Raw genomic sequence first — 14,348 nt, forward strand, 5'->3', positions numbered from 1 at the left:
AAATTTTTAAAATGAAAAAGACATTTGGTTTAATTCTGTTGTTAATTTGTACGATGTTTTTGACTTCTTTTTACAAAGGAGAGAAACAAGCAGTCCGAAAAACAATCTCATTAAATGGTAGTTGGAACTTTTCCGTTGATTCTTTGTCAATAGGAAAATCAAATCATTGGGAGACAAATGGATTGCCTAAAAATACATCCAGAATAGTTAGTGTGCCTCATGTGTGGAATGTTGAAAAAGGATTGGAAAAATATACAGGAAATTGTTGGTATGAACGTGATTTTGAAGTTTCTGAAAGCGATTTACAAAAAACGGTTCGTATTCAGTTTGATGCCGTTTACCATGATGCTGTCATATATATTAATGGTAAAAAAGCAGGTGAACATATAGGCTCTGGTTATAATCGCTTTTTTATAGATATTTCGTCTTTTATTAAAAAAGGGAATAACACACTTATTGTTATTGTAAATAATGATTTTTCACGTAATACTATTCCTTTTCTAAAAAGTTACGATTGGGCTAATGATGGAGGAATTTATAGAAGTGTATCTTTGGTCATTACCGAACCTCAAGCTGTAAAAAATATAAAAATTGTTGGAACACCTAATGGGAGCAAAGGTGTTGCGGACATTGATGTTAGTTTTATTGAAAATAGTAAAATAGATTTTTCGAAGCTGAAATTAATGGTTAAAATAACCGAAGAAAATCAAGCTACAAATAAAATTATTTTCAATTCTGAGCTAAAAGGTAAATTGGAAAATGATGATTTTAAGACGGTATTAAATTTTGATAAAATAAATTCTTGGCATTTTGATGCCCCAAATTTGTACAAACTAACTTTACAGTTATTTATAGATGGAAATTTAAAAGATGAATACACAACGGTATTTGGTTTCAGAAGTATTAAAATTGAAAAAAATCGATATGTTTTAAATGGAGAACCTATTCGTTTGATGGGAGTAGAATGGATGCCGGGTTCTAATATGGAGCGCGGCATGGCTGAAACGACTGCTGATTTTGAAAAAAATCTCAAATTGATGAAGAATGCCAACTGTATTTTTACCCGTTTTCATTGGCAGCAGGATGAAGCTGTTTTTGATTGGTGTGACAGAAATGGAATTTTGGTTCAGGAAGAAATTCCTTATTGGGGCGGCGCTACAATGCTTAATGATACACTGCTTGCATTAGGAAGAAAACATTTAATTGAAATGACTGAGAATCATTATAACCATCCTTCTATAATAAGTTGGGGAATAGGTAATGAATTAGAAAGTCATAATCCAGAGAATGTAAATAGATTAAGAACACTCTATAACGAAGCTAAAAAAATAGATGCTTCAAGGCTGGTTAATTTTGTTTCTAATAAATTACACAAGGGAAAACCTATCCAAAAAGACTATGTTCCTGATGCTTCAGGAGAGTTTGATATGCTAATGTTTAACGAATATTACAGTACATGGTTTGGTCAAAGTATTGATGTTATTGGAGGTGAATTAGATCGTATTTCAGGAGAGTATAATAACAAACCGATAACTATTTCAGAGTGGGGATTATGTGAGCCTGCTCACAAAGGAGGTGACCCGAGACGGATAAAAGAAATGGCCGAACAATTAGAAATTTACGGTTCAAAAGATTATGTTGCCGGTGCCATTTATTTTTGTCTCAATGATTACCGCACCCACATGGGAGAAGATTTTACATATGCTTATCCTTTAAGAGTACATGGTGTTTGTGATATTTTTGGAAATCCAAAACCTTCATATTACGCATTGAAAAAGGAAAGTTCTCCTGTTATTATTAAATCAGTTGAGATAAAAAACGGCACTGCAAATATTACTCTTTTAGGAAAAAATACAATCCCAAGTTATACTTTAAGGAATTATGTAATTGTTTGTGGGAACGAAAAAGTTGTTATTGACAAATTGGAACCAGGTCAAGAAAGAACTTTTAAAATAAAAATAAGAGCGAATGAGTTTTCAATCATTAGACCAACAGGATTTGAAGTGGTTAATCATAAGCTTTAAGAAAAGACGAAGCGTTAACAAGTATTTACCAGGATAAAAATGGTTTAATTTTTTAAAAACAGAACCAGCAAAAATAGTTTTGCTGGTTCTGTTTTTTTATATTGTAATTGATTTTTATTTAATAGCATCGTTTACAGGCTGACTGTCCACAAACTGCTCAAAACTAATAATTTTGCTTTCTTTTAATTTCCAAACGTGAGCTACTCTGGCCGTGAATGATTTACCTGTGATTTTATAAGTTCCGGTGTAAGTTCCGTAAGCGACAACTTTATCATTGCTGGTAACATAATCTTCAGGGGTAAATTTGTAATCAATCCATTCGCTGCCTAACCGGCTGAAAACATTTTTGGTTATTTCTTCTAGTCCAATATAAGTTCCTCCATATGGAAAACCTTTGGCTTCTGTCCAAGAGATATTTTCAGCAGCATATTGAGCTAGATTTTTACCGTTTTCTTCTGAAGTTTTTCCTTCATAAGTGCTTTTTATGATTTCAAGATTTGTCATTGCTTTTTTATTTAAAGAACAGCCTGATAATACAAAAAGCAGCATCAGGCTGTAAATGATTAGTTTTACCATTTCATTTCTCCTGTGTTTACTTTTGCGCCAATCTGTAGGGCAGTTTCAAAAGTAAGAGCTGGATATTTTGCTTTCAAAGCTGTAATTAAAGCTTCTGATGTTTTATTGGTTTTCAAAGCTTCTTCATAGAATTGGATATAACTTTTGGTATGATTTACAGCAGTTATATCAAATGGAGAACTTGAATTGGCGTGAGCAGGAATTACAATTTCAGGATTCAAAGCTGTGATTTTGTCTAAAACAGAAATCCAGTTTTTACGCGCTTCTGGAGTTTGTGCATCGGCCATCCAAAGATGAAAAGTTGTTCCAAAAACATTAATTCCGCCAACAGCTGCTTTGATTGAAGGAATCCATATAAACGTTTTGTTCGGGAATTCTTCCAAACCAATTAGTTCTAATTTTTGACCTTCTAACTCAATAGTATTTCCTTTTAAAACTTGTGGTAAAACAACGTTTGACGTAATGTTTTTACCTAATCTTTCGCCCCATACTTCTAGTTTTTTTTGAGCAGTCGCTTTTATATGTTCAATTGTTGCAGGAGATGCATAAGCGGTAACTTCAGGGAAATATTTTTTGAATACTTCCAGTCCGAAATAAAAATCAGGATCGCCGTGAGAAACAAAAATTGTGGTTAGTTTTTTGCCGCTTGCTTTAATTTTCTGTGCTATTTTTTCGGCATCCGCCAAAGTAAATTGTGCATCGATCAAAACCGCATCTGTTTTTCCGGATACAATTATTGATGCTACGCCAAAACTGTTTTCTGATGCATTGTAAACTTGAAGTTTTAAATCTTTAGTTTCGATAGTTTTGAAACTTTGTGCTTGTGTTTCCATATTAAATAAAATTAAAATTGTTATAAATACTGTTGAGATAGTGTTTTTCATTTTTGCGCTGTTTTGAATTAACACTGCAAAGATGAGACGGTATGCTGTCTCAAAACATTAAACTAGTTTAAATAATTAAAAGGAATTCTTATTTTCTGACAGCAATTTTCTTTCGAATATTACTCAAAAAAACATTTGTAATACCCAAATAAGCAGCGATTTGAATATTGGAAAGACGCTGAATAAGCTGAGGATACTTTTCTGCAAATTCGATGTAACGGGATTCCGCTGTTTTACTTAGATTATCAATCATTCTGCGCTGCAGGGCAACATGGGTTTTTTGAGTCATTACCCGAAACAGCTTTTCTATTTTAGGCAGATTAGCATAAGCATATTCTTTATTTTCTTTAGAAATTAAAAGGACTTCACTATCTTCAATAGCTTCTATAAAAAGCTGTGATGGTTTTTCATTGGTAAAACTGTCAATATCAGTAATCCACCAATTTTCTATGGCAAAATAAAGTACTTGTTCAAAACCGTTTTTATCAATATGGTATACTCGAAAAAGCCCTTTGGTAACAAAACCTTCAAACCTGCAGACTTCGCCCTCCCGCAGCAAAAAACTTTTTTTCTTAATCGTTTTATGTTCAAACAAATTGCAGAATTCCTCCATTTCAGAAGCTGAAAGTGAAATATGCGCTGCCAAATTTTGTTTAAGAAGTTCTGTCATTTTATGAGATGATGTTTACACCCTTGCAGTGGTTACAGGATGCCTAATTTAGATATAAATGTACTGAATTATCAGTTAATTGTTTACAACCCCTATGACTTTAAATACATTGAGCAGGCATGAGATATTTTAAAAATTATATCTGAAAAGAAAATAAGCAATGGAATTATTAGCTGTTATATAGTTAAGTTTTTTTGATTATTGGTTTTCTACTGTAAATTGATAAATGCCGGATTGTAATGTAAACTCTAATCTGTCTCCTTTTTGACCAATGTAGGTTATGCCTTTTTGCTGTTTGATTTTTTTACCGCTCTCGGTTACTTTGTTTATGCTGGATGCTTTTAAAAATAGTGATGCAGTTGTATTTGCCGGGATTTCCATCGTATAAATTGTCTGTCCTTCGGTAATTTTCCATTCGCTTGTGATTTTTCCATACATAGAATCATAATGCCCTTTTGCAAAAGTTATTTTACCGGCTGGGTCAGGTGTAGGCTGCAGAATAAATTTTTTAAAACCCGGCTCATCACGTGCGATGCCTATAGAGTTGTTTATCATCCATGCACCAACCGAACCGAAGGAATAGTGGTTAAAGGAGTTCATATTGTTATTCCCGCCAAAACCATTCTCTTTTGTATATGAATTCAGCCGTTCCCATATAGTTGTAGCTCCATTTTCTACTGAGTATAACCAAGAAGGGTAGGAGGTTTGCTGTAATAATTGGTAGGCTTCTTTATCCTTGCCGTTTTTTGAAAGAGCATCGCTAATAGCAGCTGTTCCAATAAAACCAGTCATTAGCGAATATTCAGGACGCATTATGCCTAACTCGTCCTTGTTTTTGCGTTCCAGCGCAGCTACAAGATTATTTGTGGCTTTATCTTGGGTGTTTTTGTCAAATAAATTAAAAGACAGCGGAATTGCATAAGAGGCTTGCGTGTCACTAAAATTCCCTTTTTTTGGAAGCTGATCTTCGGATACTTTATACCCCCAAGGAAAGCGGTGGCCAGAATGTATTGTTTTGCCAGTTATAGCATCAATATGAGTTTTATTAAAATGATCTTTACGAGCCGAATATTCTTTCTCAAAAACTAGTGCATCATCAGTTTTCCCAAGCAGTTTGGCAGTTTTTTGCATGATTTCAAGGTCGTAGGCATAGTAAGCATCCCACAAAATAGTATCGTCATTTTTGTAGCCTTCAGGACTCAGCCAGTCGCCAAGGAGAGACTCAGATTGTATACCGGTTGCTGGGTTGACGTGTGTTTTTAGAAAATCTGTATAGCGCTTCATGGCATCATAATGTTCTGCAAGCAGTGAGACATCTCCATATTGCAGATACGACTCCCAAGCCACTATAATTCCGGCACTTCCCCATAGAATACCGCCAAAAGCATCTGTTACAGGAGCTGTGTCTGTAAATCTTCCGTCTTTTTCCTGTAAATCCCGCATGGCAAGCATATGTCTTTTTAAAAAAGGTCCTGCATTGGCAAGGTAGGTTGCCGTTTTAGAAAAAACGCTTATATCACCGCTCCATCCCATGCGTTCATTGCGCGCAGGAGTATCTGTGGGAATGTATAAAAAATTAGAGCGGGTAGACCATTCTATGTTTTTCCATAGTTTATTAACCAATGGACTTGATGTTTGATAATCAGCAGTAATTGAATCAATGGAACTTAGCACTAATCCTGTGATTTTATCTAACGGAAGTGCCTTTTTTATGCCGGTAATTTCTAAAAACCGAAAGCCATGAAAAGTAAACCGTGGCTGAATGATGTCATTGCTGCCTTTGCAGTAATAAATGTCACGAACCATGGCAGCTCTCATATTTTCGAGCATAATCATGTTTTTATTAGTACCGTATTCTTCGGTGTGAGGATATTTTACTTCGGCATAACGCATCATTATAGTGTCGCCTTTGGCGGTATTCTCCAATTCAACTTTAGGAAAACCTACCATATTCTGCCCCATGTCATATACAAATACGCCGGGACGTACTTCCTCTGCGCTGACAGGTTTTAATACTTTTGTAATAGTGGCAGTTACACCCGGCATTCCTTTTAATTTTAATGCTGAAAAATCAAGATTTGGATTGGATGTTGTTTCCAATTCTATGATTTGTGTATTGGTCCATTTAGAATCATTAAAGTTAGCTTTAGACCAATCTGTAATCGCAGATTCTTTGCCAGCATCATACACTTCGCCCTGAAAAAAACTGCCGTATCGTACAGGACCATCACTGCAGTATTTCCACGTGTCTGGATTTGTTGTTATTATCTGCTCGCTTCCATCATTATAAGTAATAATTAATTTGGCTAAAAGCGATTGGCGGTCACCAAAAAAGTTCCAGTTTTCACCAGTAAAAGTAATATTACCGCTCCACCATCCTTCGCTTAAAATGGCTCCAAATGCATTGGCTCCATTCTCTAAAACCATAGCCGTTACATCATAAGTCTGGTAAAGCTGTGTTTTATTGTACTGTGTTAATCCCGGACTAAAATATTCTTTCCCAATCCGATCCCCGTTGAGGTATAATTCGTATATACCCCGGGCAGCGGCATACAGTCTGGCTTTTTTAATTTTCTTGCCTTCTGTTTTAAATTCAGTCCGAAGTATTGGAGATGAGTTTTGGGTTGGATTTGCAATAATCAGCGCATCTTTTGAAGCAGCATCAATGACATATTCTCCGTTTACAACAGAAAATGTTTTGTTATTTACCGATGAAAAAATTCCGTTATATAATTCTTCAGAAAGATTTTCATTAAACAGCGTATTCGAAGGTGCTCTGAAATTCATAATTTTAACGTTCGAAAAATTGGCCTTTTGTCCTTTTTTTAAAGAAAAACCAATATCACCTGCTGTTGGATAAGCAATATAATCGGCACCGCGTCCCATCGGATTTATGTTTACACTAGTATGACCATAACTGTCGGCAGTGATATTATGGGCAGCATCATTTCCATCTACGTAAAAATTAATTACTCCAAAAACGGATGTTGCAAAAATCTCATGTTTATTGTATTTATTGTTTTGATTAATGATGCTCAATGGTATTTCAAATGTTTTAAAAGGGACAGCAGCATGATCATTTTTTGTATAACCCACACGATAAACATTTAATTTTGCTCTGCCGTTTTGCTTGCTGTTGACATCTTTAATATTCAATTCTATTTTTATATAAGAAGAATCTTTTTTGTTTTCAACATCCAGTATGTTCATGTTTCTGTCCATAAGACGTTCGTCATTTGCTCCAAAAATAAAACTGGCACTGTCTGATTTTGACTTTTGATCGAGCTGAACATTATAACTAAATTGGAAAACAGTAAGATAATGAGAATACAGTACCATATCTTTATCAGTACCGCCAATCCACTTTGCTCCATCCCATGCGGATAATTTCGAATCAGGATTTGTCAGTCCAGTTTCAAACCAAGATGAGGCAGCCGATTCTTTGCCATCCTGATTCCAAACAGTCACAATCCAATTATAACGTGTTGCAGCTTTTAGATCTTCACCCTTGTAGAGAATTCCTACTGAAATACTGCTTTCGGTTTTGTTCGAATTCCAAACTGTTTTACCGTTTTCGTCTGTGACTTTTATCTGGTAACTCTTTTGCGATAACGATCTCAGGTTTGAATCTGCTTTCATCTGCCAGCTGAAAACTGGTTTCTGTACATCAATTCCCAACGGTGTTAGCTGATATTCAGTCTGCAGTTTTGTAATGTTAAATTGTGCGTAAATTATTGAATTGACCATCAGGAAAATAGTTGCTAATAGAAGACGGCTAGGAATAAAATATTTTTGCATTGCAGTATGGTTAGTTAATAATGATAGGGCAGTGTTGAGGCGACAAAAAAGAAGGAGTATTAATGAATCATTTTCTCTGTCATTGATAGATTTAGGATTACTAAATATTGATTGCACTTGTTTTCAAATTTAAAAAATAAGTGTATTAATTACAATTGTTTTTTTCGTAATTCTAAATGAATTATTTCGTGATGAGGTTTTAAATAAAAAAAGGCATTAAGTTATTATTAGGATGTTAAGCTAATGAATAGTAATCTATCGAAAAAGTTTTGAATGACACCTGATAATCATCATATTTTTAGCCAATTTTCATTTTTAAATTTGTGTATAATTTAAAAAGAGAATGTTATGAGACAGCATGTTCCAGTGTCTACAATTATGACCAAAGATCTAATTAAGCTTACGATTAAGGATGATTTGACAAAGGCTGAATCTCTTTTTAAGCATTATAAAATTAGACATATTCCCGTGGTGAATGGTGTTACAATAATCGGAATATTGAGTTATACTGATTTGCTTCGTATTTCTTTTGCAGATGCAGTTGATGATGACGAAGAGATTGTAGATACTACCGTTTATAATATGTTTACGGTAGAACAGGTAATGGCCAAAAAACTAGTGACAATTACACCAGAAACTACTATTAAAGAAGCTGCTGAGATATTGGCAAAAAAAGAATTTCATGCCCTGCCCGTATGTGAGGATCATATACTGGTCGGAATAATAACGACAACTGATTTGATAAAATATTTAATTAATCAGTATAATTAAAAATTAAGTGTTTACTAAAGAAGAAAGTCCCAATGAAGCTGTTGTTTGCTTATTGGGACTTTTGGTTTTATTAAACGGCTAGTAATCCTTTTAAATCCGCTACTGTCTGGATTGGATCTTCGGCTCCAAATACAAAACTTCCTGCAACAAGTACGTCAGCTCCAGCTTCGGTTAACTGCAGTGCATTTTTGTTGGTAACCCCACCGTCAATTTCTATAAGGGTTGATGCTCCTTTTCTTGTAATCAGGTCTTTTAGTTTTTTTACTTTCGTATAAGTGTTTTCAATGAATGACTGTCCTCCAAAACCTGGGTTTACACTCATGATGCAGACCATATCAATATCATTGATTATATCTTCTAATAAATCGACATTAGTATGCGGGTTTAGGGCTACACCAGCTTTCATTCCTTGGGCTTTGATGGCTTGAAGCGTTCTGTGTAAATGTGTACACGCTTCATAATGCACGGTTAAAATATCAGCACCTAAATCTTTAAATGTTTTAATATATTGATCTGGATTCACAATCATCAAATGCACATCTACCGTTTTTTTGGTGTGCCTTGTGATAGCTTCTAGAACAGGCATTCCAAAAGAAATATTTGGAACAAAAACGCCATCCATGATGTCAATGTGAAACCAGTCGGCCTGACTGTTGTTAATCATTTCGATATCACGCTGTAAATTGGCAAAATCTGCTGCTAGTACTGAAGGGGCAATAATTGTGTTCTTCATTGTGTAGTTTTTACGTTGAGAAGCACTGCAGTGCTTCTTTATATTTGAGTTGTCTGTTTTTTTTGCAAAGTTAATATAAAAAATAAAACTCCGGTAATCAGCCGGAGTTTCAATCATCAATCAAAAAACGAACAGTTAATCAGACTGTTGTTCACGTTGTATTAAAAGATTTAAAAATTAGTCAGTTTAAAAATTTTAATTGGGGATATTTTAGATTAACCTAAATAGGTTTTAAGGATTTTACTTCTGGAAGTATGTTTCAATCTGCGGATTGCTTTTTCTTTAATCTGACGGACACGCTCACGAGTCAGGTCAAAAGTTTCTCCGATTTCTTCAAGAGTCATTGGGTGCTGATCACCAAGACCAAAGTATAAACGCACTACATCAGCTTCTCTTGGAGTTAATGTTTCTAGTGAACGCTCAATTTCAGTACGCAATGATTCGTGAATTAATTCTCTGTCAGGATTTGGAGATTCGCCGGAACGCAGTACATCATAAAGGTTTGAATCTTCTCCTTCTACTAGCGGTGCATCCATAGATAAGTGACGGCCAGAGTTTTTCATAGACTCTTTTACATCATTTACAGTCATGTCAAGTTCTTTTGCAATTTCTTCAGCAGATGGCGGACGCTCATTAGACTGCTCTAATAATGCGTACATTTTGTTGATTTTATTGATAGAACCAATTTTATTTAAAGGTAAACGAACGATACGGGATTGTTCTGCCAAAGCTTGAAGAATAGACTGACGAATCCACCATACAGCATAAGAAATGAATTTGAAACCACGAGTTTCATCAAAACGCTGTGCTGCTTTTATCAATCCTAAATTTCCTTCATTGATTAAATCGGGAAGTGTTAATCCTTGGTTTTGGTATTGTTTGGCTACCGAAACAACGAAACGTAAATTGGCTTTTGTTAATTTCTCAAGGGCTCTTTGATCCCCGGCTTTAATTCTTTGAGCTAATTCTACCTCTTCGTCTGCAGTAATAAGGTCAACTTTTCCAATTTCTTGTAAATATTTGTCTAATGAAGCGGTTTCACGATTGGTTACCTGCTTGGTGATTTTAAGTTGTCTCATGTTTTCGTCTCCTCAATTTTTTAAGTGTACAAGTTGTTATACGTACGGAGTTTCATAAAAGTTACAAAAAGTTTATTTTTTTTAATCAAATCGCTCTTTATATTTTTTAAATAGGCTGTTCATTACCAATAATACAATTCCGACCCCTACAAGTACGATAGCCCGAATTAAGAAATTTGAATTAGATAAGTCGAAGAACATCAGTCGGATAAGGCAAATTCCGACTAACGATAAGGAAACGTATCGGAAGTATTTTTCTTTTAGAATAATTCCTAAGATTAATAAACCTAATGCTTCCAAAATCCAGAAAAAAGTTAGGATTCCTTTATCAAAAGACAAATATAAAAAGCATCCAATGCTCAAAGTTGCCGGGTAAATCAGTAGACTATTTTTGAGTTTGAACGTTTCCATCCATTTGGAAGCTAAATAAATGTAAACTCCTAAAAGTACAAATATCAACAGATAAACTGCTAAAAATTTAGATTGATAAAAGTTGAAACTCAAAAAGCCTAAATGTAAATTGGCCATTAAATAGTAAACGATACTGATATTCTTTTCCTGACTTATTTTTTTATGATAGAAATAAAGATTTAAAATAGCTACAGTACTCCAATATACCGGCAGCCATTTGTGTTCCAATTGAGTAAACATGATGATAGAAAGCCAAACATTTAGTACAATCTGATAATTGATTTTTGATTGGCTAATAGGTTCTTTTTTGTTTAAAAGTATTGCTAATGCCAATCCTAAAGTGACACTTGAAAGCTGTAAAAACCAATCTGTAAAATCGAAAGTGTTCAATTTATTAACACTATAGGATACTGAAACCAAAATAGAAAGCGATGCAATTAGCAGCACAAAATAAATATGGGTTTGAATTTTTTTACTGATAATCAGATAGAAATTAAGTAATGATAAGATCATGAACAGCACTGGTAAATAATCAATTTCTATTTGTATAAACAGTAATGTGATAATCCATAAATTTTGGATGTAAGGTAAAATGGAAATAAAACGTTTTCCTTCTTCACTTTTACTTTTTAACTGCAGATAGGAATACACAATTGATAATAAAATGCTTGCCGTTTGTGTAGAATAAATGATAATTTTTTCTTTTATGTCAATGTTGTCAATTGCAGTAAAGAGTGTTAGCAGAATACTTCCAATTAATAAAAGAAAAGAATAATTGGAATAGCGTTTGAACTCTTTAAATTTTTGAAAAGCAAGGAATGACAGAATTGCAAAACCTATAAAGTAGATCGATACATATTCCATCTGAATGCATGAAAAACCAAATAAAACAATAGTGAAAAGCAGTAATTCTAAATTTAATAAATTATAATTAGCCCAGTCATAGTCGGTTTCTTTTGATTTGTTCCTGATTTTTTTCGCAAATAAAACATAGATTTCGATAAAAGCAATTCCAAGAGAAGTCAATCCAATTTCGACGTTTGTTAAATTGCCAGAACGATATAGAAGCATTAAACTTCCAATTACTGAAAACAAATAATAAAACAGGTATAAAACTCTTTGATTGTCTGATGTTAAACTGTTTTTTTTGAAATTTATCCATAAGAATTCGTGATTCAGCACTGCAATTCCAAACAGGCTGAAGATTTGAATTACAGAATGGCTTTGTAAATATTTGTAACTCAAAAGTAATAAAAGAGCATTGATGCCTGAAATTCCGAAGAATCTAATGATGAACTCATTTTTGTAAAAATATTTAACAAACCAGTTGAATAAAACTATGGATAAGAAACATAATGTAAAAGTCCAGTCGGTATATGATTTTTCTTGAGTATATATAATGAATAAACCGATAAACAATGCCAAAGCATAAAACGCAAATCGTCCAATATCGAAAGTAGGTGTTTCAAATTTTTTCTTTAGGAAAGTCCAGATTACTGCAATCCCAATTACGATATAATAGAATGAATTGTCTGCTAAAACAGCATTGGCTTTTAAAATTACAAATACTGAAAATACTATTGAAAGAATGCCGTTCAAACTCAAGCTGTTTTCTCCATAAAAAGGCTCAATTTCTGTGAATTCTTTTTTTACCGAAGATAGAACTGGGATTGAGAGTGCAATTAGCGATAACATAATTGTAGCCGTAAAAGCATTTGTGATTTTTGTAATATCCAAAGCTTCATTAATAAGCAGAATGCAAAAAATAATCAAACCCGCTCCAAACAAATGATTGATGGTTAGGAAAATTCTGTGAAGCAGGACCTCCTTTTCTTTATACACTACAAATAGGCAGACAAGTATTAGTGTATATAAAATGCAGGCAATGATGTCAATGCCAACTTTCCAATCGTTCAGCATAATAACGCTGAGTGTCAAAAGTACAAACGATACCATTCCGTCTAAATGATAAAGCCAATACACTTTCTTTTTGCGGGCACGCAATGCAATTATTAAGCATATTACAGCGCCGAAGAACAATATGAAAGTTTTAAATTTACTTCCTGTTGAATGTAGTATCAATCCAGCTGCAAACAACATCCAATTGATTAAATGAGTTATAAAAGCTGGTTTGTCAAAACGGCTGTTTTCATAAACGCTGCGGTATTGCATAAACATGCAGCTTCCGGCAACAGTAATGATTCCGAGTATAGCAAAAATATTTTCTGCAGCGGTTAATTTTGTGCCTTGTGCATTAAACCAAATATCAAAAATAATAAAGGCTGTAATCACAATAAGTAAGTGATATTCCCATTTTTCTTTGTACGAAAGTATAATTCCAATAGTACATGTTATAGAAGCTAAGATTAATGTTATTAAAAGTTTTTCGGGGATAACACATAATATTAGAATACTCAAAATTACATGAAGAGATAAAAAAGTCTGTTTTTTTATGATATAGCCAATGTATAAATTAACTGCAATTCCTAAAGCAATCAAGGAGTACCCTGTAGCTGTATTGGTAATAAACGTAAGCGGCGGTATTTGTGAAGCACCAAAAGTTCCAAATAAAAATAAACTGGCACCAGCGCTTCGAAGCCACAATCCAGTTTTTACCCATTTCTCTTTTTTATTCAAAATATAGTAAGAACCTGCCAATAAAGAAGCATACAGCCAGATAATTAATATGCGAAATAAAGGAGCGACTTTTAAAGCGGTATAAATGCTTAAATAGCCAATTCCCAAAACCATAATTGCGGTTCCCAAAATTCCAGTCCAATTGTCTGCAAATTGTTTTTCAGCATTTTTTAAGAATTTTGAAAATGCACTTTCTTCATGTATTTTTTCTTCTATTGGAGATTGGTTTTCTAATTTAGGAGTAGTCTTGCTTTCATAAGCGAAAAATGCTTTATCAATTTTTTCTTCAATTTCGTTTGATATAATAGGGATATTGGTGTCGAGACTTTCTTCTGTTGGCATATTAGTCTCAGGAACAGGAGAAGGTATAGTCTCATTTTCTACTATTACTTCTTGTATTGATTCGGAAATAGATTCGATTTCCTGAAATTTTATTTCTTCTATTATCGATTGGCTATTCTCAGTAAGGAATGTTTTATCTTCAATAGTTTTTTTGATTTCAGCTATTTCTTTTCGAAGTCTGCCGTTGTCTTCTTGAAAGGATTCAAGTAAAGATTCTAGATAATCATTGCTTTTTTTTAGATTGAAAAAATTATTGAACAGAATAACAATGCAGATGAATAAAATAAAAATAAAAAAAGTCATAGGTTAGTTTTTATTTTTGAAATATAAGGATTTATTCGTGTTAAAAATAGTATTTGTGATAAAAAATCATATTCCAAGATTAAATGATATTAGGAGCCTTTATGTTTTTTAAAGCTCTTA

The 14,348-nt window shown here is 33.6% G+C and carries 9 protein-coding genes; 2 read left to right on the plus strand and 7 right to left on the minus strand.

What is annotated here, in order from left to right:
* Positions 1 to 11: 11 nt before the first annotated feature.
* The gene (locus tag IRZ80_RS11355) at positions 12 to 2,024 is read left to right on the plus strand and encodes a glycoside hydrolase family 2 protein (RefSeq protein WP_194641678.1); all 2,013 of its coding nucleotides are present in this window, start codon (positions 12 to 14) and stop codon (positions 2,022 to 2,024) included.
* A gap of 114 nt (positions 2,025 to 2,138) precedes the next feature.
* Here the strand turns inward: IRZ80_RS11355 and IRZ80_RS11360 are convergent, their stop codons facing one another.
* The 4 genes from IRZ80_RS11360 to IRZ80_RS11375 form a co-directional block, all read right to left on the minus strand.
* Positions 2,139 to 2,600, minus strand: a complete 462-nt coding sequence (locus tag IRZ80_RS11360; protein ID WP_228520883.1) for a nuclear transport factor 2 family protein — start codon at positions 2,598 to 2,600, stop codon at positions 2,139 to 2,141.
* Entirely contained in the window at positions 2,594 to 3,484 is an 891-nt protein-coding gene (locus IRZ80_RS11365; protein ID WP_228520884.1) for an MBL fold metallo-hydrolase, read from the minus strand. Before IRZ80_RS11365 ends, IRZ80_RS11360 begins: the two co-directional genes overlap by 7 nt.
* Before the next feature lie 88 nt (positions 3,485 to 3,572).
* On the minus strand, positions 3,573 to 4,154 hold the full coding sequence (locus tag IRZ80_RS11370; protein WP_194641679.1) for a Crp/Fnr family transcriptional regulator: 582 nt from the start codon (positions 4,152 to 4,154) through the stop codon (positions 3,573 to 3,575).
* 198 nt (positions 4,155 to 4,352) lie between these two features.
* Positions 4,353 to 7,952: an alpha-L-rhamnosidase gene (locus tag IRZ80_RS11375; protein WP_194641680.1), complete on the minus strand. Its 3,600-nt coding sequence runs from the start codon at positions 7,950 to 7,952 to the stop codon at positions 4,353 to 4,355.
* 348 nt (positions 7,953 to 8,300) lie between these two features.
* On the opposite strand from IRZ80_RS11375, the gene IRZ80_RS11380 reads away from it, so the two are divergent.
* Positions 8,301 to 8,723, plus strand: a complete 423-nt coding sequence (locus IRZ80_RS11380; protein ID WP_194641681.1) for a CBS domain-containing protein — start codon at positions 8,301 to 8,303, stop codon at positions 8,721 to 8,723.
* A gap of 70 nt (positions 8,724 to 8,793) precedes the next feature.
* Here the strand turns inward: IRZ80_RS11380 and rpe are convergent, their stop codons facing one another.
* From rpe to IRZ80_RS11395, 3 genes are all read right to left on the minus strand, one after another.
* Complete coding sequence (gene rpe, locus IRZ80_RS11385; RefSeq protein WP_194641682.1) at positions 8,794 to 9,456, minus strand: ribulose-phosphate 3-epimerase; 663 nt, start codon at positions 9,454 to 9,456, stop codon at positions 8,794 to 8,796.
* A gap of 215 nt (positions 9,457 to 9,671) precedes the next feature.
* A complete protein-coding gene (locus IRZ80_RS11390; protein WP_007804760.1) occupies positions 9,672 to 10,535 on the minus strand; it encodes an RNA polymerase sigma factor RpoD/SigA in 864 nt (287 codons plus the stop codon).
* Between the two features lie 81 nt (positions 10,536 to 10,616).
* Entirely contained in the window at positions 10,617 to 14,228 is a 3,612-nt protein-coding gene (locus tag IRZ80_RS11395) for a hypothetical protein (RefSeq protein ID WP_194641683.1), read from the minus strand.
* Positions 14,229 to 14,348: the final 120 nt, after the last annotated feature.

The sequence above is a fragment of the Flavobacterium sp. HJJ genome, from assembly GCF_015351475.1.
Lineage (GTDB): Bacteria > Bacteroidota > Bacteroidia > Flavobacteriales > Flavobacteriaceae > Flavobacterium > Flavobacterium marginilacus.

Bases quoted from the DNA above. Each gene is read 5' to 3' on its own strand.
- IRZ80_RS11355 (WP_194641678.1), top strand. From the start codon at position 12: ATGAAAAAGACATTTGGTTTAATTCTGTTGTTAATTTGTACGATGTTT.
- IRZ80_RS11360 (WP_228520883.1), bottom strand. From the start codon at position 2,600: ATGGTAAAACTAATCATTTACAGCCTGATGCTGCTTTTTGTATTATCA.
- IRZ80_RS11365 (WP_228520884.1), bottom strand. From the start codon at position 3,484: ATGAAAAACACTATCTCAACAGTATTTATAACAATTTTAATTTTATTT.
- IRZ80_RS11370 (WP_194641679.1), bottom strand. From the start codon at position 4,154: ATGACAGAACTTCTTAAACAAAATTTGGCAGCGCATATTTCACTTTCA.
- IRZ80_RS11375 (WP_194641680.1), bottom strand. From the start codon at position 7,952: ATGCAAAAATATTTTATTCCTAGCCGTCTTCTATTAGCAACTATTTTC.
- IRZ80_RS11380 (WP_194641681.1), top strand. From the start codon at position 8,301: ATGAGACAGCATGTTCCAGTGTCTACAATTATGACCAAAGATCTAATT.
- rpe (WP_194641682.1), bottom strand. From the start codon at position 9,456: ATGAAGAACACAATTATTGCCCCTTCAGTACTAGCAGCAGATTTTGCC.
- IRZ80_RS11390 (WP_007804760.1), bottom strand. From the start codon at position 10,535: ATGAGACAACTTAAAATCACCAAGCAGGTAACCAATCGTGAAACCGCT.
- IRZ80_RS11395 (WP_194641683.1), bottom strand. From the start codon at position 14,228: ATGACTTTTTTTATTTTTATTTTATTCATCTGCATTGTTATTCTGTTC.